Origin of the sequence: Salmonella sp. SAL04214 (assembly GCF_046550615.1) — a bacterium.
GTDB lineage: Bacteria > Pseudomonadota > Gammaproteobacteria > Enterobacterales > Enterobacteriaceae > Salmonella > Salmonella enterica.
Genome location: NZ_JBGDXT010000003.1, coordinates 19,831 through 43,717, shown reverse-complemented (window position 1 = coordinate 43,717; position 23,887 = coordinate 19,831). Strand labels below are relative to the sequence as shown.

Genomic DNA, 23,887 nt, shown 5'->3' with positions numbered 1-23,887 from the left:
ATATGATACCAGGTGATTATTATTGCTTTTAGGTAACATCTTTGTATGGCTGCTTTTAAGTAACAATACTCTAACACAACATATAACATTATAACTTACAATAGGTTAACAAATGGAATTACAGCTTATGCTTAACCACTTTTTCGAGCGCGTCAGAAAGGATGCAAATTTCAACGCATTTCTAATCGATCTGGAATATAATAATATCGCTTATTACATCTATTTTGTTGCTACCGGTAATGTGAAAATTATCACTCATGCAGGCCACTTCATTTCTATTAAAAGCAATAGAAAGCTGATTAAAGTCAATTCAACACCGAATACGCAATTAATAAAATTGACTTCAGCCAAACACTTTTCGGGGGAGCATTCCTATGAAAAATACTGTACCGATCTGGCAACAGCAGGCGTTTTTAAATGGATTGTGGAATTAAACCAAAAAACTCGACAATACTGGTCGAAAGACAACCAATTATTATATATAGAAAATGTGGTCATGCCGCTTTAACAAGCCAGGGTAATAATAGCGTCAGTCGTGACATCCGGCGTGTTACGACTGCGGTTTATCCATTTGAGACCATGATGAGAGTCTGACTACGAGAGTTATCCTGTGCAGTCCGACCGACGCAGCAACGTTTGACACGATGCTCGACAACAGCATCTCCTGATGCAGGAGAAATGATATTCAAAGCGATATCGACTAAAAGCTCAAAATATTTGCCTGCTATTTATATTCTATCTAATTAATACCCTCCAGGAAGTGTGGCATAATTGCAGAATCTGTCAGGATTCCGGGAGCATACCGGAGCGTAATCGGAAAACCATCTGGAGATGTATGAGCAAGGATGAAATCAGTTATCAAATTCTTTACCGGTACTCTCTGGAAAAGCTATACAGTACTCTTACCAGAAGAGTAGATAACGTGCTGTCATTCGCCCTCGTTTTTCTCGGGGTCGGCGTCACCATAAACATCGGGAGTCCCTTTATTCTGGGGCCAGGCATTGTGGGTATCGCCATACTAAAAAGAGTACTCCGCTTCGGCACGCGATCAGCACAGGCCGACCGGCAGTCCCGCGCCTGGCTGAAACTTTTTAATACTCAGCACCGCTTTCCTTCAGATAAAACACTGTTCCTTGCCTTCACATCGCTTGAGCAAGACGCGAGCGAAGCATGGTCCATGCTTATTGGTCCTGCCATCGTCATGACTGAGACCGCCCTCAGAAAAACGCCCATTGAGCCATTGACGGCGGGTGAAAAACTCTGCGCATTTTTGAGTGGCGCGACGAAATCCCAGCCAGCAGATCGCAATTGACCTATCTTCTAAACGCCTGCGCCATACCATAGAGATTTAGTATAAAATTAATTACGTTTATGTGGAGTGATCTCCTCCTAATATCGAACTGTACGAGCGCGACATACTGGCGAAGTTAAATCCTGAGCAGACCTGGAATGAGCTGCACCTGTTGATGGGGAATGTGGAGCCGGTGCTGATGTGCTGGGAAAAGCCTGGGGAGTTCTGCCACCAGCAACTGGTTGCACGATGGTTCCGGCGCGAGCTGGGGATTTCAGTTGAAGAGTACGATCCTCGGGCCACGCCGCAGTTTGATTTGTTCTGAGCCTTTTCGGTTTCAGCGGTGCGCTTCTGCCGATAATTTTGGATGAGTCGGTTTTGGTTAATTATTCGCCTTCAGATGAGGTTGTTATTTCACATAAAATAACAAAAAAAGCACGTATAACATTATTTACACATGTACAAGTGAAACATAATCAGAGAAGATACATCATGTTTTATTAATTTACTGCAAATATAAAATTTATGAACATACCATCATCATTATATAAATATACTACGTTTGACAGTGCCACTCGCATTATACAGAATCAGAGTTTCAGATGGTCATCTATCCTCGACTTTAACGATCCATTTGAGTCAAGATTTCACCTCGATGAAAAAAATGAAAGCAACGCAATAAGATTAATGGCTATAGCTTCATCAATCACTTGCAGACTGCTAACACCAAACGACACAAACACCATATATGAACAATTTAAAGAGAAAAGACCGGGTAAACATCAAGAACTAGTGAAAGCAAATAACATCATAAACACTTCAATTCAATTGTTCATTGAAAATAAGACAGTCGATAATTATTTAAATATAGAGAAAGCTATAAGGCATAGCATGTCAATTTCAGACATAATGGAGAAAACCATATATGGATATAAAGGATTTATCGACGCAACTCATAAAATAATCAAAGAAAAATTCGGTGTTTTATGTTTAAGTAAAATACCGAACAACCATTTAATGTGGTCTCATTACGCACAAAACCATACAGGCATTATGTTCGAAATCGATATAGAAAAACTAAAAGAATGCACTGTAATCGCTAACACACTAAAAAAAATAAAGTACACAGAACAATTCCCTGAGATAACCTTTGAAATGATTAAGGGCATGAATAAGGAGTTATTCCCCGAAGAAGCCAAAAAGCTTTTTGAAGTATTGCTTTTGACAAAGCAAGAAATTTGGAATTATGAAAATGAATACAGATCAATAATACCAATAAAAAATCTTGCTGAAAACGGACTATTCTCTCTCCCGAAAGAATGCTTCAAATCAGTTACACTTGGCTGCGCTATGCAGGAACAGGATAGGAATAAAATATTATGTATGATTCATAATCATTTACCCGAAACTAATATATTCGAAAATAAAATAAACAAAAGAAATTACAGTTTAGACCATCTTAAAGTCTGACGAAATAGGCAAACATTTGGCAAAGAGCGCCAACCCCTGACGCTCTGTAGTGGTTACTGGGCAGTAGTTGTGCTGGCCGTCTGCTGTTCACACACTCCACCACCTGAATTAATATACCCACCGTTCGATGTGACCGCACTGGTTCCCGGTGCCACGGCAACATGCTTCACTGTCGTCCCGTTAGGGCCAGTTGCTTCGGTGTAAGTCGAGCACGCCGATAACGCGCACAGCGAAACCGCTGCGAGTACAGCTAATACGTTTTTTTTCATTTGGATTTCCTCGGTCAGAATTTACAAGATCACTTTTTCGCGATCATCGTCATTACCTTGTGCTCAACAGCCTGAACGAACCGGCCACCGGCCCAGCCAGCGATTGAACAGACACTCCCCGCTGTTTCAGCGCTCCAGTTAAAGCGGATGGCAATGAGGATTGCCAGCAGCCCGGCGAACGACGCGACGATCAGTTGCAGAATGACACCAATGACAGTGACATCATCACCCACGAGCACACAAAACGCTGAATGCGCAATAGAGCCAAGCCAGATACAGCCGACCCAGAAGTATGCGGCCCAGGGCCAGTTAAGTTCAGGAAGTTTCATTGTCTGTCCGTTGATGGAAAGCGTCTCGCCCACGGTGTCAGGGTATGTGATATGTAGGTGGCTGATTGGGCGGATGCGTAATTGAAGTGTGTTCAAAATTAAACCGTTCACATATTGTAAACGGAAAGCATCACTGGTATAATGTTCACATAGTGTAAACAGGCAGGTTTAACGCATAATGCATGTCATATCAAAAGAGCCTTTTGATGAAGCGGCAAGACGATATCCCAATGACTCGTTAGCCATAAAAGCCCTGTATCGCTTAGTCCGCGAAAGAGATTTCTCTTCTCCGGCAGAGCTACGAAAAGTCATACCGAGTCTCGATAACTTTAAGTACCGTAACAAGTGGTGGGTACTGGATGTCGGAGGCAACAACCTGAGGGTGATCGCTTACATCAACTTTATAAACAAACGCTTTTATGTGAAACACATCGCCACTCACGCTGAATATGACAAGCTGACCCGCTACTACAGGGAGAATAAAGAATGATTGCCAACACCGCAAAAGCTATCGAAGCCACAAAGGCGCTGGTCGCCGCCGTTCCTTTCCTGGGTGGCAGCGCGTCAGAGAAAGATTATCGTGATGCGCTAGCGCTGGTTGATTATCTTATCGAAAATGACGATGAAAACCCGCTGATTGACTTCCTGGCAAGCAAAATTGCCGAGTACGAAGATAACAGCAAGCAGTTCGCCGAGTTCAACAAATCTGTTGCTGAAATGCCGGTTGGTGTTGCCCTGCTGCGCACGCTAATTGACCAGTACAAACTCTCATACTCAGATCTTAAAGAAGAAATCGGTTCCAAATCACTGGTAAGTCAGATCCTGTCCGGACAGCGCTCGTTAACGATTACGCACATCAAAGCGCTTTCAGCACGATTTGGCGTGAAACCTGAGTGGTTCTTATAAAACAACGCTTAGCAGTGGAAGCTGCTATTTGCCCTCACTTCCATTGGATGGTTTTGATGTGATCTGCAGAAAAAGATTGCCACCAGGACATTTTCTGGCGGCGTATTACCTCGCCTGATATCGTTGCGATGCGAAAGTAACCAGATAAAAGGAGAGATAGATCATGAACGATATACCAGTAGATGGCCCGGTTATTCCTTTGAATACCGACGAAGTTAAAAAGGTAGAATTCTCCCCGGAAACAAAATCACTAACATGTTTTTGAAGAAGCATTATCAGGCGTACCTGCCGGATGCTGATATCGCTATCGTCCCTAATGGTATTGACCTGGAGGCCTATCAGAAAAACGCTGTACCACTGCAAAAGTCTGACCAGGGAATAACTCCGGAGAAAAAAACGATTTTCTTTGCAGGCCTTATATCACCGGATAAGGGAGTGACTTTGCTTTTACAGGCGTTCGAACAACTCCTCAAGGAACGCAACGATATAGAGTTAGTTGTCGTTGGTAACTATATGAGTAAAAGTAAAGGTGAAAAAGCAACCTATCAGCGTGAGGTGCGGGAATTAGCAAAACGGCTAAAACCACACTGTCATATGGTTGAAGGTGTAACGCCTGAAGAGATATACAATTACTATTCGTTAGCAGTTCTGGTTGTTATTCCCTTTCAATTCCAGGAACCGTTCTGCATGGTTGCAATTGAAGCAATGGGGCAGGAAAGCCTGTACTGGTCAGTACACGCGGCGGGATGACTGAGCTCGTAAAAGAGGGGGATACCGGCTTCCATTTGCAGGAGCCAATGACCCCGGAGACCATTGCCAGGGACATTAATAAAGCGCTGGCATCCCCTGATTTAAACAATATTGCCTTACATGGACAACGTTGTGTGGAAGAGAAATTCCCGTGAGAAAAAGTAACCCAGCGGTTTGAGGAAGTGGTTAATAACTGGTTTAGATAATTAATGCGCATTAGCTCAAATGTGAGCTGACATATCTATGGCACAGCGCCAAACCTAATCTGACTGTCCGCCCTGTGCCAGAAGCGGACGCTGATCATGGTGTGTACAGACCACCAGTACGATATATTTTAAAGCTACCTGATTACAGCTTTCATAAAGCTATGGGTATTCAAATGCAGCAAAGCTATAAACCGGGCTTAATTAAATAATGCCTTTGCGAACCTACTTTAGGAAAGTCCGGTAGCGACATTTGAAGTATATAACCCTGTTTTTCATAAAAAGGGAGAGCCTGGAAGCTAAAGGTATCTACAAGTCCATGAACACAGCCTTTCCGCAAACCTTCTTTTTCGGCCATCTCCATAAGTTTGCTCCCCAGACCGCAGCTTCTTGCAGATTCACTTACCCAAAGATAGTCGATGCAGAGCCACGGACCTTTTCTGTCAGCAATTAATCCGCCTACCATTTCGCCGCTTTCGTTTCTGCAGTAGACCCCAAGCTGCCCATTTTTACTAAAATCGACGAACTGAGCATTGTAGCTTCTTAATCCGGCTAATAGTTCTTCTTTATCAAATTCAGTAACTTGATGTGTGATTTGAATGTCCATACATATCCAATTGAACAAGTTTGCATTTGGAATATAACGTTATAAATAAGTTAATTAAATGTATCAATAGAAAGTTTATTTTTACTCCTGCGGGACAGGTCACGTCCGCTACTCGCTTAAAGCAAACTGTCAGTTGGAGTCTGAGCTGGTACAATTAATGTGCCACTGGTTAGAAATCAGTAATACGATTTTATCAGGCTGATGCTCTGGCCTGTCAGGATTTGAGGTATCCACCCGGTTTACCAGCACCCTGTATTTGGCACCAGTGGAACCCACTTCCCGATCCAGGATATCCAGTATCCACCGCCAAACCTCTTTCCCCAAAAGATATGAGCAACCTCAAGCGCCTTGTCTGGATGATGACCACGGTATGAAGTTTGATAACGCGTGGAATCAGGGCGTTTGGTTCGCTCTCCGTTCAGCAACTGGACGCCCTTCTCCCCAGCCTTTCAGCGTTGAAGATTTGCCAGCACAGGGTGAAGAGTGTAGGCGAATTATGAAAATCACTTCTGCCGTTTATACTTCGAAAAAGACGTTATCAGAAAGGTGGTTCGCAAGCGCGGAGTTATTAAACCTTTACTTAACGAAATACGGTTTAAGTTGCTTGAATTGCAGCAGAAAGAAAACGACGGCTTGCTGATGCTGGACAAATTAAGCAAGCATGGCATCAATGGACTGATACGCCGTCAATAAAAGGAAGGGTGCATGGACGATCCCGTCACATCACCAATCACAACAGAAGAGCACAAAACAACATTTCACAGCGTAAAGGATAAAACACGATGCCATTTTCAATCAAACACATATGTTCAGGCCCAAAAGGACACTACCCAGAAATCTCCGGACCTATACAGAACAAGCCAGTACCGAGGAATTGCACACTGACCTCAACAACATGCGATATACAGTGCTATACAGTATTCAGCAGATGGTCCTGCAGTTATGAAATGCGCCCACCCGGTGCAGAAGAAAGAACCCCACGACTAAAACTCTCAGCAACGGAGCTCTTATGGCTATCTAAAACAATAGAAACAGAGAGGTGCAACACAAAAGAATGAGCCTGTCAGTAATTCTGTGTAACTGCCCAGTTATTAAAGGTGATCGCTCAGGCGGTCACCGAACTCGATAATAAAACGGCTCATCGCCAGCCGCCAGTTCTGGATCGGCATACTCCATTTTTTTGACGCATCCTTGATTGCCAGATAAATAACTTTTCGTACTGAGTCATCCGTTGGGAACACCTTGCGTTTCTTAATCGCGGCACGGATCACGCAGTTCAGGGATTCGATTGCGTTTGTCGTATAGATGGCCTTGCGGATATCCGGCGGATAACTGAAGAGCGTATTGAGGTTTTCCCGGTGCGCACGCCAGCTTTTGCTGATTTGCGGATATTTATCGTCCCGGACTTTCGCGAACGCATCCATCGCCATCAGTACCGCATCTTCGGCCGGGCCTGAGGCCGCTGGTGGCGGCTTTGTAGTCTTTCCAGGACACGTATTTCAGGCTGTTACGCACCATATGAATGATGCACAGCTGGATATGGGTCTGCGGGAAGACGCTGTTTATCGCACCCGGGAAGCCCTTCAGACCATCCACACAGGCAATCAGGATGTCCTGAACATCAGGACGAAGCAGGTCTTCATAGCGGGTGGTGTACCGAGGCGAAAGCATTTCTCGCTTCATAGCCCACTGTTGCGGCATCCCCTGCCCGGCGAAGTACAACGTCCCCCATTCGCCTGGCGCGGTGAATATCATGTTCAGTTAAGGCGCTAGATAGCTACCCAGCATCTCCTCCACAAGAGGTCGCAGGCCATCCAAAAATGTCTTTTTCGCGCTCTCCATCGCTCTTGCTCCGATAGTGCGCTCTGCATCGGTATTACCGACAAGCCCAAACGGTCTCAGCTCTGTGTCAGACAGCATCCGGTACGTTTCCTCATAATCCGATATTTGCTTTTCACGAAGCGCGTTAACGCGTTCCGGCGCTTTGCGCTCCAGCACGCTGTGTAACGGCCCCCACTGCAGTATCCACTCCCTGAGCTCGCTTTTTTCAGCGGCTTTCACCTGAAGCTCCGCAGCCTGAAGGTCTGAAACCGTCACGCCGGATACGCCAAAGAAACGCATTTCTGCCGTCACGCTGGTCAGCCCGAGTGCTTTCTTCAGCTTATTCTGATACGCCAGATAGACTTCAACATCATCGGCCAAGGCCAGGGTTCCGGCCTTTTCCCGGGCAATCTGTTCCAGTTTTTCCAGACGGAACATCTCACGCCCCGTGGCAACCAGCGCCGCGAGATTGTTATCGTATTGCCCTTTTTCTGCATCATGTACCAGTTGTACGTTCTTCATCTGGTGCAGAGCAAGTGTGACCCGATCCTGGCAGCTTGCTGTTGCCTCTGTTGCCATGGCAAAGGTTTTTGCTCTCAGCGCCTCATCTTCAGCCAGTTGTACCAGCCAGGACGATATCTGTGCCTTAAACCCCGCGTCCTTCATGAAGTTTTCCGTCTCACTCAGTCTGTCCAGGAAGAGGCTGAAGGCAGCAGCGTTATCTTCCTGTCCGAACATATGCCATCTGTCTGCAGGAGCCGGTTCGCCCTCCCGGGCAGGCACCAGCCAGCCAGCGGCCGCCAGGTGCAGTGCCCGGGCTTCCCGGGGGGCTGAGGCTCCCGCCATATCGAATAGTATCCTGGGGCCTGAATAGCCTGGCGCGCTGGTGATCTCCCGCAGCGCCTGCAGAGTGCGTTCAGACAGAGGATTGCCTTCCAGATTTACGCTTGCCTCTGAAGACAGACCCGTGATGCTTTCCGGCAGGCGGGTCAGTTGGTTATTGCGGGCATACAACCGTTGTAGGCCTGACGGCAACGCCGGCAGTCGGGTCAACTGTGGGTTAGCATCAACCGACAGCGTCTGTAGTCCTTCCGGCAACGGCGGCAGGCGCACCAGTTGTGGATTGCGCTCGAGCGTCAGCAACTCCAGTCCTGCCGGCAACAGCGGCAGGCTGGTCAGTTGATTATCTGATACCGACAGCACCTGTAGTCCTGCCGGCAACGGCGGCAGGCTGGTCAGTTGGTTACCTGCTACCAACAGCCTCCGTAGTCCTGCCGGCAACGGCGGCAGGCGGGTCAGTTGATTACCTGCTACCGACAGCATCTGTAGTCCTGCCGGCAACGGCGGCAGGCTGGTCAGTTGGTTACGTGCTACCAACAGCATCTGTAGTCCTGCCGGCAACGGCGGCAGGCTGGTCAGTTGGTTACCTGCTACCGACAGCGTCTGTAGTCCTGCCGGCAACGGCGGCAGACTGGTCAGTTGGTTACCTGATACCGTCAGCACCACCAGTCCTGCCGGCAATGGCGGCAGGCTGGTCAGTTGGTTATCTTCGACAGTAAGCACCTCCAGTCCTGACGGCAACGGCGGCAGGCTGGTCAGTTGGTTATCTTCGACAGTAAGCACCTCCAGTCCTGACGGCAGCGTCGGCAGGCTGGTCAGATAATTATTATGAGGAATAACCAATGTTGTTATATGCGCTGGTAAACGGTCTGGTAAGGCGGTAAGGCCTGACTCTCCCACATTAAGCTCTCGACTGCCGTTATTCAGGCAGGTACATATTCTCTGTACCGTCGCAGCACGACCGCGTAACTCTTCTGCTGGCGCAGCCCCCTTCCATTCTGACCAGACAGCATCATACTCTGCTGGTGTCTGTGGAGCCGCCGGAGCCGGAAGGGGGGATACCTGGAGTGTCCCGGATGCCCCTTCCGCATGTTCTGTACATTCCTCTCCCTGTTCTATGTCCATGGTGAAGCGATATGTTTCATTGTGCCCCTGGCAATTCACGGTATAGTTCCCGGCGTCATCAAGGGTGACCGACAATATCTCCTGGTTGTCTGCATCCAGGATACAGAAGTGGCTTTCCCCGTGGCGGCCGGAGTGAATGCTTTCCTCGTATCCGGCATACACGAGCATCCTGAGCTGTTCAAATCTGCTGACTACATCCTCCCGCGTCGTTCCGACCGAAGGGTGGCAAATCGTCCAGATACATTCCTGCGCTTCAGTCTGGTGCGTTGAGCAGAAAAACTCCTTAATTTTTTCCCATAAGCTCATTTCAGGCGGGGTTGCAGATTGGGCTATACAGTTAATACGAAGATTAGTAATTGTGGCGGGAAGACATCCGCGTCCAACATGCAAGGGCATAATAAAAAAACCTTTATAAATTTACACATAATGTCTGTCTGGCGGACATCCTCTTTCCCTGGTCTTAATTTCACAATAAGGTTATCGACGGATTCATGGTCGTCCTGCCATGGCGGGCTTCAGTAGGTGCAGAAGAAAAATCCGTTATGATGACCGGATGGCGGGACTGTCATTTTGCAGCTAAAGGTGTCGATTTTTTCAGGGGCGCTTTCTACGATGACCAGATCATCCGGCATCAGCGCCCGGGCGTTCAATTTTGGCAGGCAGATCCCTGACACTTCAGGCGCCAGGGTTACGTCCGGGAACGGTTATCGATCGCTGCCGGCTGGTAAGCCGAACTGATTTCATGATCAGTGCAGGAATCAGGAAAAATAGCCCGACCGGGAATATTCACCCGGATGGGCTGACAAAGAAATTTGTAAAAGCCAGAAAAATTTCAGGCGCTAAATTTAGTGATAACCCACCGACATTTCACGAGATCCGTAGCCTGCCCGGGCGGCTATACAAAGACGAACTCGGCGAGGAATTCGCTCAAAAACTACTGGGCCACACCTCAGAGAACACCACGAAACTCTATCTCGATGAACGCGATAATAAAGCTTACGTGATGCTCTGATTTTGTTGTAAAAGAAATGTTAAACTGGATTTGGATGTGATATAACCAAAAAGACCGGAATACAGAAATTCGAGGAAATTTCGAGGGGAAACACATAACCCATTGATTTATAATCTAAATAAAAAGAGACCGAATACGATTCCTGTATTCGGTCCAGGGAAATGGCTCTTGGGAGAGAGCCGTGCGCTAAAAGTTGGCATTAATGCAGGCTAAATCGCCTTGCCCTTTAAGAATAGATGACGACGCCAAGTTTTCCAGTTTGTGACGAAGGTGATTGAAAAAACCTGGCGTTTTGTCTGTCATCAGAGATAAAAAAACCGTAAGCCTTTTCGTGAAGGTTTACGGTTTTTTTATTAAAAATCAATCAGTTATTGGATGAATCACAAAGCTTTTGCGCACGTTCGATAAACGGCGCCAGACTCATTTTCTCACCGGGCTTCGCCGGGTTATCGATTTGAATGACGGCAATAGGCTGAGCGCGCGTTTTACCCTCCGCTACTTGCTGTTCGGCAATGGCATTCAAGGGATACTGCACCAGCGTACTGGGGTTGATCACATAGAGCGCCTGGCCAGGCCGACAGGTCAACATGACCTCTTCCCGATTAAACGCCCACTTGTCTTTTCCTACTTCAAAACGACTTACGGTAATCACCTGCGGCGCCGCCAACGCTACGCCCGAAGTGGCCAGCAGAAGCGCCGGAAGGAGTATTTTTTTCATTCGTTATGCCAGTCCATCAGAAAGGTTCGAGGGTTGCAAACAGGCTGACGATCGCCAGAACTATGCCTCCAACTCCCCATTCAATTTGCGTCATCCTGACAAACCATAGGTCAGTCCGGGGATTTTCCTGTCGCATACGTGGTACGAGAACATACCGATTCGTCAGCGCAATTGCTACCATAAGCACCACCAGCGCACATTTTAACAAAAGCAACTGTCCATAGGTGGTCTGCCAGATAGCGGTAAATCCCGTGATAAATAGCGTGTTGCCAATGCCTGTGAGCAATACGCCCGCCACAAAAAAGTGACCATAACGAGAAAAACGCATCATGGCGCTAATGGCATGTTGACGCCAGCGTCCCTGAGCCATGCGCATACAATAAACCACTGGCAACAGCCCGCCAAACCAGGCTGCGGCACAGAGTAAATGCAGAGCATGGTTAATTTGCTGTAATGTTCCCGCTACACCATCGCGCATCGTCGCATGTCCAACGCCTGCCAGCAGGATAAACTGAGCAACGGTTAGAATAAGAAGCCGTCGTTGCATTTTTACCGGCGCAATGACTACCACCGCCAGCGTGACCAGCGCGAGGATAATTTGCCATATCCAGACCGCGCCAAAGCGGGTTTGCAGTACCGCGCCCCACACCGAGACGGAAAAAACATCGGGCCAGCCGCCGCCCATCAGTCCACCCTGAATCGCCAGCATAAAAGCCGCGCTGATAACGCTCCAGGCGGCGGCATGTCGTTGCAGATGTAAAAATCGACGCGTCATTAAACGACGAATTGATGCGGGTGCCAGCCAGGCGCCGTAAAGCGCGCAGCCGTAGACCAGCATCAAACTAGCAAAATGAATAAATCGGAGAGTTATCCAGACGAATGTCAGCATCATTTATTTCACGCTGAAGGTGTATTTCCCTTTTGTTTTATGTCCATCCACCGACACAACGTGCCAGTCTACCGTGTAAGCGCCAGATTTTAACGGCTGCTCAAGCGGGATAATCAACTGCGTTTTATCCTGTTCATTTCGCTTTGCCGGGCGCGTTTTGATGAGCTCTTGCTGAGGGCCAGTAATGGTTGCGCCGCTGAACCCTGGCTCAATCCCTTCAGAAAAATTCAAGGTCAGCGCCTGTGGCGAGGCCGTAACGGCAGCATTCGCCGCTGGATACTGATGCGTCAGGTGCGCATGTGCCCAGGCCGCTGGCGTCACAAATGTCGATGCCAGCAGCAGTAAAGCTAAACGTCGCGATGGTGCAGAAGAAGCCATATTCACTATTCCTTTTTGTTATACCTACGTTACAAAGAATAACCTTCAACAATCAATGAGTCGAGGATCATCATTTCCATCTTGCCATTACCGCGGACTCTTAGTACCTTCTGGCGGCAACAGAAAAGGAGACACGTATGAAAACGAATCTGGCTCAGCTTGAACAAGCGGAAATGGATAAAGTCAATGTGGACCTGGCGGCAGCCGGGGTGGCATTTAAAGAGCGCTACAATATGCCAGTTGTCGTGGAGGCGGTCGAACGTGAGCAGCCAGAGCATCTACGCGCCTGGTTTCGTGAGCGGCTGATTGCCCATCGTCTGGCTTCCGTATCACTATCCCGACTCCCTTACGAACCCAAAGTTAAATAAAAATTATATAACGTTACACTTCCTTACATGCAGACGACTACATTATAAGGCGATTCTTAACCTATGCTTTTTAGAATGGCTGTAGAGACTATGAAAAGGAAGTCATTATGTCCTCCTGGAAAATTGCTGCTGCGCAGTATGCGCCCTTGAACGCCTCGCCGGCGGAGCATGTCGCCCATCATCTGGAATATATTGAGCTTGCGGCTCGTCAACAGTGCGAACTGCTGGTCTTTCCGTCGCTGTCGCTATTAGGCTGCGACGAAAGAAATAAATCGTTGCCCGCCCCGCCTGACGAGGCGCTTTTACAGCCGCTCACTCATGCGGCCGATACCCACCATATGACTATCATTGTGGGTATGCCTGTTGAGCATAACTGCCGCTTCGTAAAAGGCATCGCTATTTTTGCCCCATGGCTAACGTCGCCGCTCATGTTTCACAAAAGTCATGGCGCCTGTATTGCCAGGCAGCGAAGCGCTATCAACGTGGTGGATGAGCAGCCAGAAGGTGGTGATATAGATCCCTCATTTACGTTATTCACAACCAGTCAATGTCTTAACGAACCTGAGCTCCATGCTTCTACCTCACGCTTACAACGTTTTTCGCATAAATATGCGCTGGCCGTACTGATGGCCAATGCCTGTGGCAGTAGCGCGCTGTGGGATGAAAGCGGGCAACTTATTGTTCGTGCCGATTGCGGTTCGCTATTACTGACGGGCCTGCGCACAACGGAGGGTTGGCAAGGCGATATCATTCCATTACGCTAAGGTCTTTCGGTGAGGAATGAATCATGTTGCGGATTATAGACACGGAAACCTGCGGGCTGCAGGGCGGGATCGTAGAGATAGCCTCTGTTGATGTCATTGATGGCAACATTGTCAATCCCATGAGTCACCTGATACGCCCCGATCGCCCTATTACGCCGCAGGCGATGGCGATACACCGTATTACCGAAGCCATGGTCGCCGATAAGCCGTGGATTGAAGATGTCATACCGCTTTATTACGGTAGTGAGTGGTATGTCGCTCACAATGCCAGTTTCGACAGACGCGTATTACCTGAATTGCCGGGTGAGTGGATCTGTACCATGAAGTTGTCGCGACGCCTGTGGCCGGGAATAAAATACAGCAATATGGCGCTCTATAAATCGCGCAAACTAAGCGTACAAACGCCGCCGGGGCTGCACCATCACCGGGCGCTTTATGATTGCTATATCACCGCCGCCTTGCTGATTGATATTATGCGAACCACCGGCTGGACCGCGGAAGAAATGGTCAATATCACGGGCCGTCCTGCGCTGTTAACCACTTTCCCGTTCGGTAAATACCGCGGTAAGGCGGTATCTGAAGTCGCAAAACGCGATCCGGGCTATTTACGCTGGCTTTTTAATAACCTTGATAATATGAGCCCAGAACTTCGCCTGACGCTTAAACACTACCTGGAAGATGTTCAGGCTGGCGAGCAACGCAGCAATGGAACACCACAATAACCCGCGACGCTTACAAGCCGTTGCGGGCGCGCGTCTATGCGCTATGTAAGGTTCCCTGCGCCAGGCCGATTAAAAAGGCGAACTCCAGCGCGACGCCTTCGTAGGATTTAAACCGCCCCGACTTACCACCGTGCCCGGAGTCCATATCCGTACATAACAGCAGCAGACGTTGGTCCGTTTTTAGCTCGCGTAATTTTGCCACCCACTTCGCCGGCTCCCAGTATTGCACCTGAGAATCGTGCAATCCTGTCGTCACCAGCAGGTGCGGATAGTCCTGCGCTTTGACATTGTCATAAGGACTATAGCTTTTCATATAGTCATAATACTCACTATCCTGCGGGTTCCCCCACTCTTCAAACTCTCCTGTCGTTAGTGGGATCGACTCATCCAGCATCGTGGTTAATACATCAACAAAGGGTACCTGGGCAATAACGCCGTGGAAAAGCTCGGGGCGTTCGTTGATAGCGACGCCCATTAACATTCCGCCCGCGCTCCCGCCCATCCCATAACACAGCGACGGTGAACCGTAACCCAGTTTTAATAAGGCATCGCAGGCATCAAGATAGTCATTAAAAGTATTCCGCTTTTTGAGGAATTTACCATCTTCATACCACTGCTGCCCCAGCTCACCGCCGCCGCGAACGTGTACGATTGCGTAAACAAAGCCACGATCCAGCAAACTCAGTCGGCTGCTGCTGAAGTCGGCGTCAATACTGGAACCGTAAGATCCGTAACCGTAAACCAGAAGCGGATTTTGCCCTTTACGAAAATACTTCTGATGATAAACCAGCGATACCGGCACTTCGACGCCGTCGCGTGCGGTGATCCACAGGTGTTCGCTCTGATAACAGCCAGAATCAAACCCAGGCACTTCCGTCTGTTTAAGTACCCGTCGCTCTCCGGTATCCATATCCAGTTCAAACAAGGTATCTGGCGTCGTCATTGAAGAATAGCCGTAACGCAGCCGGGAGGTCTCAGGTTCGGGATTATAGGCAAGCCAAGTCACGTAAGCCGGATCGTCAAAGGCGATGCCTATCACTTCACGGGTTTTACGGTTAATTTGCCGCAGGCTGGTAAGCCCCCGTTGACGCTCTTCTACCACTAACCAGTCGGTAAACAGGGTAAACCCTTCCAGCATAATATGCTCGCGCGGAGGGATCAGTTCTTCCCAGGCGTTTTCATTGCGCACGCGGGTGCGGTACAACCCAAAGTTTTTACCGTTCCGGTTAGAACGCAGGTAAAACTTATGTTGATAGTGATCGAGACTATATTCATGGTCTTTGCGGCGCGGTAAAAATGAAAACGGCTCGGCATCGGCCAGTTCCGCGTCAAGTAATAGCACTTCGCTAGTGGTGGCGCTGGCAAGATGAATCACCACATAATGCTGCGAAGTGGTTTTATGCAGGCTGACATAAAAGGTATCGTCTTTTTCTTCATATACCAGTTCATCTTGCGATGACGGAGTGCCAATCGTGTGCCGCCAAACCTGATAGGGCAGCAGCGTCTTCTTATGCTTACGCACATAGTAAAGGGTCAGGGAATCATTGGCCCAGACAAATTCAGGCGCAACGTTATCCAGCAGTTCCGGATACCAGTTACCGCTTTCGAGGTTACGAAAACGCAACCCATATTGACGACGGGATAAATAATCTTCCGCCAGCGCCATGATGGTATTATCCGGCGTAATGGCAAGTCCGCCGAGCGTATAAAATTCGCTGTGCGCGGCCCGCTGGTTCGCATCGAGCAAGGTTTCCCACACATCCCACTCTTCGCTTAACGCCGATTGTCGTTGATAGATGGCATATTCGCAGCCGGGTTCATAGATATAACGGTAGCGATAGCCATTTTTCACATACGGAGCGGAAACTTCTCTGGGCGGGATGCGATCGATAATTTCTTTTAGAATGCGGTCCTGTAACGCCTGCTGAGAGGACATGACCTTCCGGCCATACTCATTTTCCTGATGCAGGTAATCAAGGACTTCCGGCTGCGAGCGAGTGTCATCTCGCAGCCAGTAATAATTATCAATGCGCGTATCGCCATGTACGGTCATGGCATAGGGAATTCGATTGGCTTTTGGCAACATGTCGTTTTTTCTTTTGCGTTAATATTTGTTATATATCACGCGGCAAACACAGCGGCGTAGCATGGTAGTCCCGGTCGCTCACCTCGGTAAGCGCCTGAGATGTCACTGCTTCGCCGCTATCCTGCAACATGAATGACGTAAACTATCCATCCTATAAGGGTGGCAAAAGACACGCATGATGCAAGCGAAACATGTTACTTAATGGCAGGTTATCAGCCTGGTAGCGCCTGTTTTTGCTGCTGCAAGTCCTGCTCGATACCGTCCCGAACCTCCTGAGGAATTTTTAGTGCGTCTCCTAACGCATTCAGATAGCTACGTTCCATAAAGTGGTCAATATCAATGGCGGCGCAGCTCAGGAAGTAGATTTCCAGGGCTTCTTCTTCATTACGAACGCCCTGTGCCAGACGTTGTGGATCAAGCGGCTGCTCAATAGCTTTCTCGATAAACACACGCCCTTGCTCTTCAACACCTGACTCTCGCAGTTGGTGCTCAATCGCCGCGCGTTCTTTGGCATCAATATGCCCATCGCTTTTTGCAGCAAAAACCAGCGCCAGGATCAGTCGCTCAGTGCGAACATCCAGCGGCGTACTTTGGCTGCCGAATTGCGGCTCCCCCTGATGCGCGGCGCGTACTTTATCTTTGTACTTATTCCACAATACGGAACCCGCCACCGCGCCGCCGCCCACCAGCAAAGCGCCAGTACCGTATTTGGTTAATAATTTGCGCGAAGACTTATTGGCGACCAACAGTCCAGCCAGACCGCCCAGCGCGCCGGGAACCAGCAGTTTATTTAACCCCTGTTCACCGGAAGGCGATGCAGAAGCGCCTTTTTGCCCAAGAAGTGATTGTAATTGGTTCAACCAGTTAGCCATAGTACCCCTCAAATACAGACCAATAATGGTCAAGCGTACCTGAGGGGATGTCAGGAATTGTCTGTTCCGGCAAAAGAAGCGCAAATTACGCTGCTAGCGGGGCTTATATTCCGCCTTGCCGGCTTTGCAATCAACGATAACCTGATAATGAATATCGGCACTTTTACCGCGAACGGTTAGCGGAACTGTCCATTTATCATTTTGACCTACAACGTCCTGCACATTAACCCACGCGACCGGGTCAGCCTGCCCGACCTTTTTTTGGTCGTCTGCCCACCGCACGATACGATTTTGCTGGTAGTCGCGCTTCACGCTTGCCGCAATCCCGGCGGCATCCAGCCCTTCGCACTGCGGAAACTTAACCGATTTACTCTCGGTGGATGCCGCAAATGCCGATACGCTGGCGGATAACAACAGCAGGCTCAACAACGCTCCTCTTTTATTCATACTTTTCTCCTTAGCACAATGATTCAGGAAAAGCATGGTACAAAACGCCGGGAGCGCAAGTATGGGTTCAGGCGGCTTGCTTTTTCGTTTTACTCGCGGCGTCCTTTTCAACCGCCTGCGGAGAAGGCAACTTACCGGTTTTGAGGATCGTGCTTAACACCTCTTTATGTTCCGCCAGCCACAGCGACAACGCTTCGCGCTGCCCATCTTCCAGCACGACTGGCGACTGCTCAAGCCAGGTATCAAGAAGATCGGCAGTATCGAGCATTTTGTCCCAGGCGTCGGCTTCCTTTTTACTGGTAAATGACATCTTCTCCTCACCCTCGCGAATGACTACGTATTTAACTTCAACCGCCATTTTTTGCAGCCCCTTATTTACCTGTGTTTATATACAGTATATTGCAAGGCAGCAAGAAAAGCAATCTATTCGAAAAGACATACGCAAACGTTTTCGTATATACTGCGCGCAGGTAAATAAGGGGACAGAAATATGACGCTATTAGGCACTGCGCTGCGTCCGGCAGCAACGCGGGTGATGTTATTAGGGGCAGGTGAATTGGGAAAAGAGGTGGCGATTGAATGCCAACGCCTGGGGATCGAGGTTATCGCCGTCGATCGCTATCCTGATGCGCCTGCCATGCATGTGGCTCACCGTTCACACGTCATTAATATGCTGGACGGCGAGGCGCTACGTCATGTGATAACAGAGGAAAAACCGCATTATATCGTGCCGGAAATAGAAGCGATCGCCACCGATACGCTGCGCGAGCTGGAGGACGAAGGGCTGAATGTTGTGCCTTGTGCCCGTGCAACGCAGCTCACAATGAACCGCGAAGGGATCCGTCGCCTGGCCGCAGAAGAATTAGGTCTGCCGACATCGACGTATCGCTTTGCCGACAGTGAGGCCAGTTTTCATGATGCGGTAGCCGCAGTGGGTTTTCCTTGCATCGTCAAACCGGTCATGAGCTCTTCCGGCAAAGGCCAGAGCTTTATCCGCTCGGCCGAACAGCTCGCGCAGGCATGGGAGTATGCTCAACAGGGCGGACGCGCTGGCGCGGGTCGCGTGATTGTGGAAGGCGTGGTTAAATTTGATTTTGAAATCACGCTGCTCACCGTTAGCGCCGTCGATGGCGTGCATTTCTGCGCGCCGGTCGGTCATCGTCAGCAAGATGGCGACTATCGCGAATCCTGGCAGCCACAGCAGATGAGCGAACTGGCGCTGAAGCGGGCGCAAGAGATTGCCCGTCATGTGGTACTGGCGTTAGGCGGTCATGGCCTGTTCGGCGTTGAACTCTTCGTCTGTGACGATGAAGTCATTTTCAGCGAAGTCTCCCCTCGCCCGCACGATACCGGAATGGTCACGTTGATTTCTCAGGATCTCTCTGAGTTTGCGCTGCATGTGCGCGCCTTTCTGGGAATGCCCGTAGGCGCTATTCGCCAGTATGGTCCCGCTGCCTCGGCCGTGATTCTGCCGCAGCTTACCAGTCGAAATGTGACGTTTGATAATGTACACGCGGCGGTAGGAGCCGGAGTACAGCTACGGCTGTTTGGTAAGCCTGAGATCGACGGCACCCGTCGTCTTGGTGTAGCGTTAGCGACAGGTGAAAACGTTGAAGAAGCGGTGATAAGAGCGAAAAAGGCCGCCAGCCGCGTGACGGTAAAAGGCTAATGCGCCATCGCCTGATGGCGACGTTAGCGCATTTTTATCAGGCCTGCCTGATCGCCACTCGTAAGCCCGATAAGCAAGCGCCATCGGGCATTTAACGGCTTACTGCTTCGCGCCTTCTACCGCTTCGCGCGCCAGTTTGGTGATGCGATCGTAATCACCCGCTTCCAGCGCGTCGGCCGGCACCAGCCAGGAACCGCCGATGCACAACACGCTTTTCAGCGCCAGATAGTCACGATAGTTTGCCGGAGAGATGCCGCCGGTTGGGCAGAAACGTACCTGAGAGAACGGACCGGCAATCGCCTGCAACGCTTTAGTGCCGCCATTCGCTTCCGCCGGGAAGAATTTGAACTCTTTCAGACCATAGTCCATGCCCAACATCAGTTCAGAAACGGTGCTAATACCGGGAATCAATGGGATAGTGCCTGCCGTCGCGGCTTTCAGCAGTGGCTCAGTCAGTCCCGGGCTAATCGCAAACTGCGCGCCCGCTTCCGTCACCTCCGCCAACTGCTGCGGATTGAGAACGGTTCCGGCGCCGACAATCGCTTCCGGCACGTCTTTAGCGATAGCGCGAATAGCATCCATCGCGCAGGCCGTACGTAAAGTCACTTCCAGAACGCGAACGCCCCCGGCCACCAGCGCTTTAGCCATCGGCACCGCGTGCTCCAGTTTATTGACTACAATGACCGGGACAACCGGGCCGGTGGTCAGGATTGCTTCTGCACTTGTTTTCCAGTTTTTCATCGGAATTCTTCTCTCGCCTGATTACTAGTGTGTCATCTTAAAAAGTGATACAGGTTGCGCCCTGCTCCGCACCCGACAGCTTTTCGCGCAGCGCGCCAAACAACTCACGCCCCGTTCCGACGCGCGACGCGCTCAGGTCCGGAATATGAGGCTGACGAGCGGCAAGTTCCGCCTCGTCGACCAGCAGAGTTAACTCACCTGTCTGCCCATTCACGCGAATGATGTCGCCATCGCGCACTTTTGCCAGTAAGCCGCCATCGTAGGCTTCCGGCGTTACGTGGATAGCTGAAGGCACTTTACCCGAAGCGCCTGAAAGTCGTCCATCAGTAACTAACGCGATTTTGAAACGGCGGTCCAATAATACACCAAGTGGCGGCATGAGTTTATGTAATTCTGGCATTCCATTCGCTTTTGGTCCCTGATGACGCACGACAACGACACAATCCCGGTCAAGCAGGCCCGCGTCAAACGCAGGCAGCACATCATGCTGACTTTCAAATACCATGGCAGGCGCTTCAATGATCTGGTTTTCAACCGGTACCGCAGACGTCTTCATTACTGCGCGCCCCAGATTACCGCTTAGCACCTTAGTACCGCCGTGAGGAGAGAACGGCTTATCAAAAGAGGCAATGACATCGTTATCCAGTGACCTTTCCGCGCCTTCACGCCAGTCCAGCTCGCCGTTGTTGAGCCAGGGCTCCAGCGTATAGCGTTTCAGGCCGAAGCCTGCGACAGTGTTAACGTCTTCGTGCAGCAATCCGGCATTGAGCAGCTCACGCATCAATACCGGTACGCCGCCCGCCGCCTGGAAGTGGTTAATGTCCGCCGGACCGTTCGGGTACAGACGCGCCATCAACGGAACCACTTCCGACAAATCCGAGAAGTCATCCCAATTGATCAGAATGCCCGCCGCGCGCGCCATTGCAACCAGATGCATGGTGTGGTTGGTGGAACCGCCGGTAGCCAGCAACGCGACAATGCCGTTCACCACGACTTTTTCGTCGATCATTTTACCGAGCGGCATCCACGTATTGCCGTTGCCGGTAAGACGTGTTACCTGACGTGCGGCAGCGGCAGTCAATGCCTCGCGCAGCGGCGCATCCGGATGCACAAACGAAGAACCCGGCAACTGCATTCCCATAAACTCCACCACCATCTGGTTGGTGTTGGCGGTGCCGTAAAATGTACAGGTGCCCGGCGCATGGTAAGAGGCGGCTTCCGACTCCAGCAGCGCCATTCTGTCTACTTTTCCTTCCGCATATAGCTGACGAATACGGACTTTTTCTTTATTCGGCAGGCCGCTCGCCATCGGGCCTGACGGAACAAAAATCGCGGGTAAATGACCAAAAGAGAGCGCGGCCATCGCCAGCCCCGGAACGATTTTGTCGCATACGCCGAGGAATAACGCGCCGTCGAACATATTGTGAGAAAGGCCCACTGCTGCCGACATCGCTATCACTTCGCGGCTGAGTAATGACAACTCCATGCCATCCTGCCCTTGCGTAACGCCATCGCACATTGCCGGTACGCCGCCTGCGACCTGACCTACCGCATTCACGGAATGCAGGGCCTGACGAATAATCTGCGGATAATGTTCATACGGTTGATGCGCAGAGAGCATGTCATTGTAGGAGGTGATGATGGCGATATTATTGCGCAACATACTTTTCAGCGAGGCTTTGTCCTCTGGCTGACAGGCGGCGAAGCCATGCGCCAGGTTGCCGCAGGCCAGTTGAGATCGGTGGACCGTGGCGGTTTTCGCCTGCTCAATGCGGGCAAGATAGGCTTTTCGGGTCTGCTGCGAGCGTTCGACAATGCGCTGTGTTACGCGTAACAAATTAGGATTCATAGAGGCTCCTGAAATTTATCTGTCCGGCTACCGGGTTTACCATGCGTTTCATCAATGTGGAAAGACAGTGAAATACATGATGTCCGGTGATAATGGGGCAAAATCGTTTCAGGCAGTGTAATAAAAAAAGCCTCGCAGGTGAATCCACACGAGGCTTAAAAGTGCAAAAATGATTCTACAATCTGTGTTAGATCATGTTACCGGTAAAATACCACCTAAGAGTGAGTGGCAAATTTACTCAAACTCATTCCACGAACGACCGTCACGGGTAATCATCGCCACGGACGCTACCGGTCCCCAGGTGCCCGCCTGATACGGCTTCGGCGCGTCGTTGTCCATCGCCCATGCTTCGGTAATGGAGTCCACCCACTTCCAGGCTTCTTCCACTTCGTCACGGCGGACAAACAGCGCCTGAATGCCACGCATCGTTTCCAGCAGCAGGCGCTCATATGCATCCGCCAGGTGCGTCTGATTAAAGGTCTCGGAGTAGCTCAGATCAAGCTTCGTGATCTGCAGATTATGCTTATGATCCAGCCCCGGTACTTTGTTAAGTACCTGAATATCTACGCCTTCATCCGGCTGCAGGCGAATCGTCAATTTGTTCTGCGGCAGGTCTTGCCAGGACTCTTTAAAGAGGTTCAGTTCAGGCGTCTTGAAATAAACCACGACTTCAGAGCACTTGGTTGGCAGACGCTTGCCGGTGCGCAGATAGAATGGCACGCCCGCCCAACGCCAGTTATCGATGTCGACGCGGATCGCGACGAAAGTTTCGGTGTTGCTGCTTTTATTCGCGCCCTCTTCTTCCAGATAGCCCGGCACCTTTTGCCCCTGCGCAAAGCCCGCGGTGTATTGACCACGAACCGTTTTTTCACGCACGTTGGAGCGATCAATACGGCGCAGCGATTTCAACACTTTGACTTTTTCATCGCGAATACTGTCGGCGCTCAGGTCAGACGGCGGTGACATGGCAATCATGCAGAGAATTTGCAGCAAGTGGTTCTGGATCATATCGCGCATCTGACCGGCCTGGTCAAAATATCCCCAGCGCCCTTCAATCCCCACCTCTTCCGCTACGGTAATCTCAACGTGATCGATAGTGCGGTTATCCCAGTTATTAACGAATAACGAGTTGGCAAAACGCAGCGCCAGCAGGTTGAGAACCGTTTCTTTACCCAGATAGTGGTCGATACGATATACCTGGCACTCTTCAAAGTATTCGCCGACCCGATCGTTAATCTCACGCGAGGTCGCCAGCGAAGTACCCAACGGTTTCTCCATCACGACGCGCGCTGGTTTGGCGTTGAGTTTAGCCTCCCCTAACCCTTTGCAAATAGCGCCAAAGGTGCTGGGCGGCATCGCAAAATAGTTAATGGTGGTGCGGTTTTTTTGATCCAGCATATCGCCCAGGCGACTAAACGCAGGCGTATCGTTCACGTCAAGATTACAAAAATCCAGACGGCCGCTCAGCGTATCCCACAAGCCTTCATCAATTTTTTCCTTCATGAAGGTTTCCAGCGCCTCACGCACGACGTGGGTATAAGCTTCTTTATCCCAGTCCGCGCGCCCCACCCCAATGATCCGGGTATCCGGATGGATCTGGCCGGCTTTCTCAAGCTGATACAGGGAAGGCAGCAGTTTCCGGCGCGCCAGGTCGCCTTTCGCGCCGAAAATGACCAGGTCACATGCCTGGGCTGTTTGCGTTACCGCCATGTCATTCTCCTCAGTTAATCTCCTGGTACTTTAGCCAGGATATCGTTGTAA

The 23,887-nt window shown here is 50.1% G+C and carries 27 protein-coding genes and 3 pseudogenes; 15 read left to right on the top strand and 15 right to left on the bottom strand.

The window, feature by feature from the left end; all coding sequences use genetic code 11:
• The first annotated feature begins 112 nt into the window (after positions 1-112).
• The 4 genes from ACLJQD_RS05955 to ACLJQD_RS05940 all read left to right on the top strand — a co-directional run bounded on the left by ACLJQD_RS05955 (position 113) and on the right by ACLJQD_RS05940 (position 2,761).
• Entirely contained in the window at positions 113-508 is a 396-nt protein-coding gene (locus tag ACLJQD_RS05955; protein WP_000422887.1) for a DUF1398 domain-containing protein, read from the top strand.
• A 327-nt stretch (positions 509-835) separates the two neighbouring features.
• On the top strand, positions 836-1,312 hold the full coding sequence (locus ACLJQD_RS05950; protein WP_017441964.1) for a hypothetical protein: 477 nt from the start codon (positions 836-838) through the stop codon (positions 1,310-1,312).
• 151 nt (positions 1,313-1,463) lie between these two features.
• Positions 1,464-1,616 carry a hypothetical protein gene (locus tag ACLJQD_RS05945; RefSeq protein ID WP_153257556.1) on the top strand — a complete coding sequence of 51 codons (153 nt, stop codon included), beginning with the start codon at positions 1,464-1,466 and terminating at the stop codon, positions 1,614-1,616.
• Positions 1,617-1,978: 362 nt separating this feature from the next.
• Positions 1,979-2,761 (top strand): DUF2971 domain-containing protein, encoded by a 783-nt coding sequence (locus ACLJQD_RS05940; RefSeq protein WP_023242818.1) that lies wholly within the window; start codon positions 1,979-1,981, stop codon positions 2,759-2,761.
• A 298-nt stretch (positions 2,762-3,059) separates the two neighbouring features.
• On the opposite strand, the gene ACLJQD_RS05935 is transcribed toward ACLJQD_RS05940, so the two are convergent.
• Positions 3,060-3,359: a hypothetical protein gene (locus tag ACLJQD_RS05935; RefSeq protein WP_017441961.1), complete on the bottom strand. Its 300-nt coding sequence runs from the start codon at positions 3,357-3,359 to the stop codon at positions 3,060-3,062.
• Between the two features lie 178 nt (positions 3,360-3,537).
• Here ACLJQD_RS05935 and ACLJQD_RS05930 point away from each other — a divergent pair, with 178 nt between their 5' ends.
• The 4 genes from ACLJQD_RS05930 to ACLJQD_RS05915 all read left to right on the top strand — a co-directional run bounded on the left by ACLJQD_RS05930 (position 3,538) and on the right by ACLJQD_RS05915 (position 5,170).
• Positions 3,538-3,849 (top strand): type II toxin-antitoxin system HigB family toxin, encoded by a 312-nt coding sequence (locus ACLJQD_RS05930; protein WP_017441960.1) that lies wholly within the window; start codon positions 3,538-3,540, stop codon positions 3,847-3,849.
• Positions 3,846-4,265, top strand: a complete 420-nt coding sequence (locus tag ACLJQD_RS05925; protein WP_000561389.1) for a type II toxin-antitoxin system HigA family antitoxin — start codon at positions 3,846-3,848, stop codon at positions 4,263-4,265. The genes ACLJQD_RS05930 and ACLJQD_RS05925 overlap by 4 nt, the downstream gene beginning before the upstream one ends.
• A 255-nt stretch (positions 4,266-4,520) precedes the next feature.
• Positions 4,521-5,015, top strand: a complete 495-nt coding sequence (locus tag ACLJQD_RS05920) for a glycosyltransferase (RefSeq protein ID WP_077907251.1) — start codon at positions 4,521-4,523, stop codon at positions 5,013-5,015.
• The gene (locus ACLJQD_RS05915) at positions 5,012-5,170 is read left to right on the top strand and encodes a lipopolysaccharide 1,2-N-acetylglucosaminetransferase (RefSeq protein WP_023165344.1); all 159 of its coding nucleotides are present in this window, start codon (positions 5,012-5,014) and stop codon (positions 5,168-5,170) included. Before ACLJQD_RS05920 ends, ACLJQD_RS05915 begins: the two co-directional genes overlap by 4 nt.
• Before the next feature lie 235 nt (positions 5,171-5,405).
• Here ACLJQD_RS05915 and ACLJQD_RS05910 read toward each other — a convergent pair whose 3' ends face one another.
• Positions 5,406-5,825 (bottom strand): GNAT family N-acetyltransferase, encoded by a 420-nt coding sequence (locus ACLJQD_RS05910; protein ID WP_017441959.1) that lies wholly within the window; start codon positions 5,823-5,825, stop codon positions 5,406-5,408.
• Positions 5,826-6,195: 370 nt separating this feature from the next.
• On the opposite strand from ACLJQD_RS05910, the gene ACLJQD_RS05905 reads away from it, so the two are divergent.
• Positions 6,196-6,465: a hypothetical protein gene (locus ACLJQD_RS05905; RefSeq protein WP_077907250.1), complete on the top strand. Its 270-nt coding sequence runs from the start codon at positions 6,196-6,198 to the stop codon at positions 6,463-6,465.
• A gap of 165 nt (positions 6,466-6,630) precedes the next feature.
• The gene (locus tag ACLJQD_RS05900; protein ID WP_031615664.1) at positions 6,631-6,771 is read left to right on the top strand and encodes a hypothetical protein; all 141 of its coding nucleotides are present in this window, start codon (positions 6,631-6,633) and stop codon (positions 6,769-6,771) included.
• A gap of 145 nt (positions 6,772-6,916) precedes the next feature.
• On the opposite strand, the pseudogene ACLJQD_RS05895 reads toward ACLJQD_RS05900, so the two are convergent.
• The 3 genes and pseudogenes from ACLJQD_RS05895 to sspH3 form a co-directional block, all read right to left on the bottom strand.
• A pseudogene (locus ACLJQD_RS05895) lies at positions 6,917-7,445 on the bottom strand (transposase); the annotation flags it as partial.
• 6 nt (positions 7,446-7,451) lie between these two features.
• A pseudogene (locus ACLJQD_RS05890) lies at positions 7,452-7,553 on the bottom strand (DUF4113 domain-containing protein); the annotation flags it as partial.
• A 33-nt stretch (positions 7,554-7,586) separates the two neighbouring features.
• Positions 7,587-10,007, bottom strand: coding sequence for a type III secretion system effector SspH3 (gene sspH3, locus ACLJQD_RS05885; RefSeq protein ID WP_024149295.1), 2,421 nt, complete (start codon positions 10,005-10,007; stop codon positions 7,587-7,589).
• A 262-nt stretch (positions 10,008-10,269) separates the two neighbouring features.
• On the opposite strand from sspH3, the pseudogene ACLJQD_RS05880 reads away from it, so the two are divergent.
• Positions 10,270-10,623 (top strand): annotated as a pseudogene (locus tag ACLJQD_RS05880) (tyrosine-type recombinase/integrase); the annotation flags it as partial.
• A 364-nt stretch (positions 10,624-10,987) separates the two neighbouring features.
• Here ACLJQD_RS05880 and ACLJQD_RS05875 read toward each other — a convergent pair.
• The 3 genes from ACLJQD_RS05875 to yobA are packed head-to-tail and all read right to left on the bottom strand — an operon-like array spanning position 10,988 to position 12,608.
• On the bottom strand, positions 10,988-11,341 hold the full coding sequence (locus tag ACLJQD_RS05875; protein ID WP_017441954.1) for a YebY family protein: 354 nt from the start codon (positions 11,339-11,341) through the stop codon (positions 10,988-10,990).
• Positions 11,342-11,357: 16 nt separating this feature from the next.
• Entirely contained in the window at positions 11,358-12,233 is an 876-nt protein-coding gene (gene copD, locus ACLJQD_RS05870; protein ID WP_017441953.1) for a copper homeostasis membrane protein CopD, read from the bottom strand.
• A complete protein-coding gene (yobA, locus tag ACLJQD_RS05865; RefSeq protein WP_000168395.1) occupies positions 12,234-12,608 on the bottom strand; it encodes a CopC domain-containing protein YobA in 375 nt (124 codons plus the stop codon). It lies immediately after the preceding gene.
• A 137-nt stretch (positions 12,609-12,745) separates the two neighbouring features.
• On the opposite strand from yobA, the gene ACLJQD_RS05860 reads away from it, so the two are divergent.
• The 3 genes from ACLJQD_RS05860 to exoX all read left to right on the top strand — a co-directional run bounded on the left by ACLJQD_RS05860 (position 12,746) and on the right by exoX (position 14,462).
• The gene (locus ACLJQD_RS05860) at positions 12,746-12,976 is read left to right on the top strand and encodes a DNA polymerase III subunit theta (protein ID WP_017441952.1); all 231 of its coding nucleotides are present in this window, start codon (positions 12,746-12,748) and stop codon (positions 12,974-12,976) included.
• A gap of 107 nt (positions 12,977-13,083) precedes the next feature.
• Positions 13,084-13,740, top strand: a complete 657-nt coding sequence (locus tag ACLJQD_RS05855) for a carbon-nitrogen hydrolase family protein (RefSeq protein WP_000100257.1) — start codon at positions 13,084-13,086, stop codon at positions 13,738-13,740.
• A gap of 23 nt (positions 13,741-13,763) precedes the next feature.
• The gene (gene exoX / locus ACLJQD_RS05850) at positions 13,764-14,462 is read left to right on the top strand and encodes an exodeoxyribonuclease X (protein ID WP_000944282.1); all 699 of its coding nucleotides are present in this window, start codon (positions 13,764-13,766) and stop codon (positions 14,460-14,462) included.
• A 34-nt stretch (positions 14,463-14,496) separates the two neighbouring features.
• Here the strand turns inward: exoX and ptrB are convergent, their stop codons facing one another.
• The 4 genes from ptrB to yebG all read right to left on the bottom strand — a co-directional run bounded on the left by ptrB (position 14,497) and on the right by yebG (position 18,225).
• Positions 14,497-16,548: an oligopeptidase B gene (gene ptrB / locus ACLJQD_RS05845; protein WP_001604737.1), complete on the bottom strand. Its 2,052-nt coding sequence runs from the start codon at positions 16,546-16,548 to the stop codon at positions 14,497-14,499.
• A gap of 212 nt (positions 16,549-16,760) precedes the next feature.
• Positions 16,761-17,420: a tellurite resistance TerB family protein gene (locus ACLJQD_RS05840; RefSeq protein WP_000024707.1), complete on the bottom strand. Its 660-nt coding sequence runs from the start codon at positions 17,418-17,420 to the stop codon at positions 16,761-16,763.
• Positions 17,421-17,513: 93 nt separating this feature from the next.
• On the bottom strand, positions 17,514-17,867 hold the full coding sequence (yebF, locus tag ACLJQD_RS05835) for a protein YebF (RefSeq protein WP_001042123.1): 354 nt from the start codon (positions 17,865-17,867) through the stop codon (positions 17,514-17,516).
• Between the two features lie 67 nt (positions 17,868-17,934).
• A complete protein-coding gene (yebG, locus tag ACLJQD_RS05830; RefSeq protein WP_000257723.1) occupies positions 17,935-18,225 on the bottom strand; it encodes a DNA damage-inducible protein YebG in 291 nt (96 codons plus the stop codon).
• Between the two features lie 132 nt (positions 18,226-18,357).
• Here yebG and purT point away from each other — a divergent pair, with 132 nt between their 5' ends.
• Positions 18,358-19,536: a formate-dependent phosphoribosylglycinamide formyltransferase gene (gene purT / locus ACLJQD_RS05825; RefSeq protein WP_017441951.1), complete on the top strand. Its 1,179-nt coding sequence runs from the start codon at positions 18,358-18,360 to the stop codon at positions 19,534-19,536.
• Positions 19,537-19,635: 99 nt separating this feature from the next.
• Here the strand turns inward: purT and kdgA are convergent, their stop codons facing one another.
• The 3 genes from kdgA to zwf form a co-directional block, all read right to left on the bottom strand.
• Positions 19,636-20,277, bottom strand: a complete 642-nt coding sequence (gene kdgA, locus ACLJQD_RS05820; RefSeq protein ID WP_000800494.1) for a bifunctional 4-hydroxy-2-oxoglutarate aldolase/2-dehydro-3-deoxy-phosphogluconate aldolase — start codon at positions 20,275-20,277, stop codon at positions 19,636-19,638.
• 37 nt (positions 20,278-20,314) lie between these two features.
• Entirely contained in the window at positions 20,315-22,126 is a 1,812-nt protein-coding gene (gene edd / locus ACLJQD_RS05815; RefSeq protein ID WP_001069124.1) for a phosphogluconate dehydratase, read from the bottom strand.
• Between the two features lie 234 nt (positions 22,127-22,360).
• Positions 22,361-23,836, bottom strand: coding sequence for a glucose-6-phosphate dehydrogenase (gene zwf, locus ACLJQD_RS05810; protein ID WP_000301711.1), 1,476 nt, complete (start codon positions 23,834-23,836; stop codon positions 22,361-22,363).
• Between the last annotated feature and the right edge of the window lie 51 nt (positions 23,837-23,887).

Coding starts and splice junctions, on each gene's coding strand:
- ACLJQD_RS05955 (WP_000422887.1), top strand. CDS start 113: ATGGAATTACAGCTTATGCTTAACCACTTTTTCGAGCGCGTCAGAAAG.
- ACLJQD_RS05950 (WP_017441964.1), top strand. CDS start 836: ATGAGCAAGGATGAAATCAGTTATCAAATTCTTTACCGGTACTCTCTG.
- ACLJQD_RS05940 (WP_023242818.1), top strand. CDS start 1,979: ATGGCTATAGCTTCATCAATCACTTGCAGACTGCTAACACCAAACGAC.
- ACLJQD_RS05935 (WP_017441961.1), bottom strand. CDS start 3,359: ATGAAACTTCCTGAACTTAACTGGCCCTGGGCCGCATACTTCTGGGTC.
- ACLJQD_RS05930 (WP_017441960.1), top strand. CDS start 3,538: ATGCATGTCATATCAAAAGAGCCTTTTGATGAAGCGGCAAGACGATAT.
- ACLJQD_RS05925 (WP_000561389.1), top strand. CDS start 3,846: ATGATTGCCAACACCGCAAAAGCTATCGAAGCCACAAAGGCGCTGGTC.
- ACLJQD_RS05920 (WP_077907251.1), top strand. CDS start 4,521: ATGTTTTTGAAGAAGCATTATCAGGCGTACCTGCCGGATGCTGATATC.
- ACLJQD_RS05915 (WP_023165344.1), top strand. CDS start 5,012: ATGACTGAGCTCGTAAAAGAGGGGGATACCGGCTTCCATTTGCAGGAG.
- ACLJQD_RS05910 (WP_017441959.1), bottom strand. CDS start 5,825: ATGGACATTCAAATCACACATCAAGTTACTGAATTTGATAAAGAAGAA.
- ACLJQD_RS05905 (WP_077907250.1), top strand. CDS start 6,196: ATGAAGTTTGATAACGCGTGGAATCAGGGCGTTTGGTTCGCTCTCCGT.
- ACLJQD_RS05900 (WP_031615664.1), top strand. CDS start 6,631: ATGTTCAGGCCCAAAAGGACACTACCCAGAAATCTCCGGACCTATACA.
- sspH3 (WP_024149295.1), bottom strand. CDS start 10,007: ATGCCCTTGCATGTTGGACGCGGATGTCTTCCCGCCACAATTACTAAT.
- ACLJQD_RS05875 (WP_017441954.1), bottom strand. CDS start 11,341: ATGAAAAAAATACTCCTTCCGGCGCTTCTGCTGGCCACTTCGGGCGTA.
- copD (WP_017441953.1), bottom strand. CDS start 12,233: ATGATGCTGACATTCGTCTGGATAACTCTCCGATTTATTCATTTTGCT.
- yobA (WP_000168395.1), bottom strand. CDS start 12,608: ATGGCTTCTTCTGCACCATCGCGACGTTTAGCTTTACTGCTGCTGGCA.
- ACLJQD_RS05860 (WP_017441952.1), top strand. CDS start 12,746: ATGAAAACGAATCTGGCTCAGCTTGAACAAGCGGAAATGGATAAAGTC.
- ACLJQD_RS05855 (WP_000100257.1), top strand. CDS start 13,084: ATGTCCTCCTGGAAAATTGCTGCTGCGCAGTATGCGCCCTTGAACGCC.
- exoX (WP_000944282.1), top strand. CDS start 13,764: ATGTTGCGGATTATAGACACGGAAACCTGCGGGCTGCAGGGCGGGATC.
- ptrB (WP_001604737.1), bottom strand. CDS start 16,548: ATGTTGCCAAAAGCCAATCGAATTCCCTATGCCATGACCGTACATGGC.
- ACLJQD_RS05840 (WP_000024707.1), bottom strand. CDS start 17,420: ATGGCTAACTGGTTGAACCAATTACAATCACTTCTTGGGCAAAAAGGC.
- yebF (WP_001042123.1), bottom strand. CDS start 17,867: ATGAATAAAAGAGGAGCGTTGTTGAGCCTGCTGTTGTTATCCGCCAGC.
- yebG (WP_000257723.1), bottom strand. CDS start 18,225: ATGGCGGTTGAAGTTAAATACGTAGTCATTCGCGAGGGTGAGGAGAAG.
- purT (WP_017441951.1), top strand. CDS start 18,358: ATGACGCTATTAGGCACTGCGCTGCGTCCGGCAGCAACGCGGGTGATG.
- kdgA (WP_000800494.1), bottom strand. CDS start 20,277: ATGAAAAACTGGAAAACAAGTGCAGAAGCAATCCTGACCACCGGCCCG.
- edd (WP_001069124.1), bottom strand. CDS start 22,126: ATGAATCCTAATTTGTTACGCGTAACACAGCGCATTGTCGAACGCTCG.
- zwf (WP_000301711.1), bottom strand. CDS start 23,836: ATGGCGGTAACGCAAACAGCCCAGGCATGTGACCTGGTCATTTTCGGC.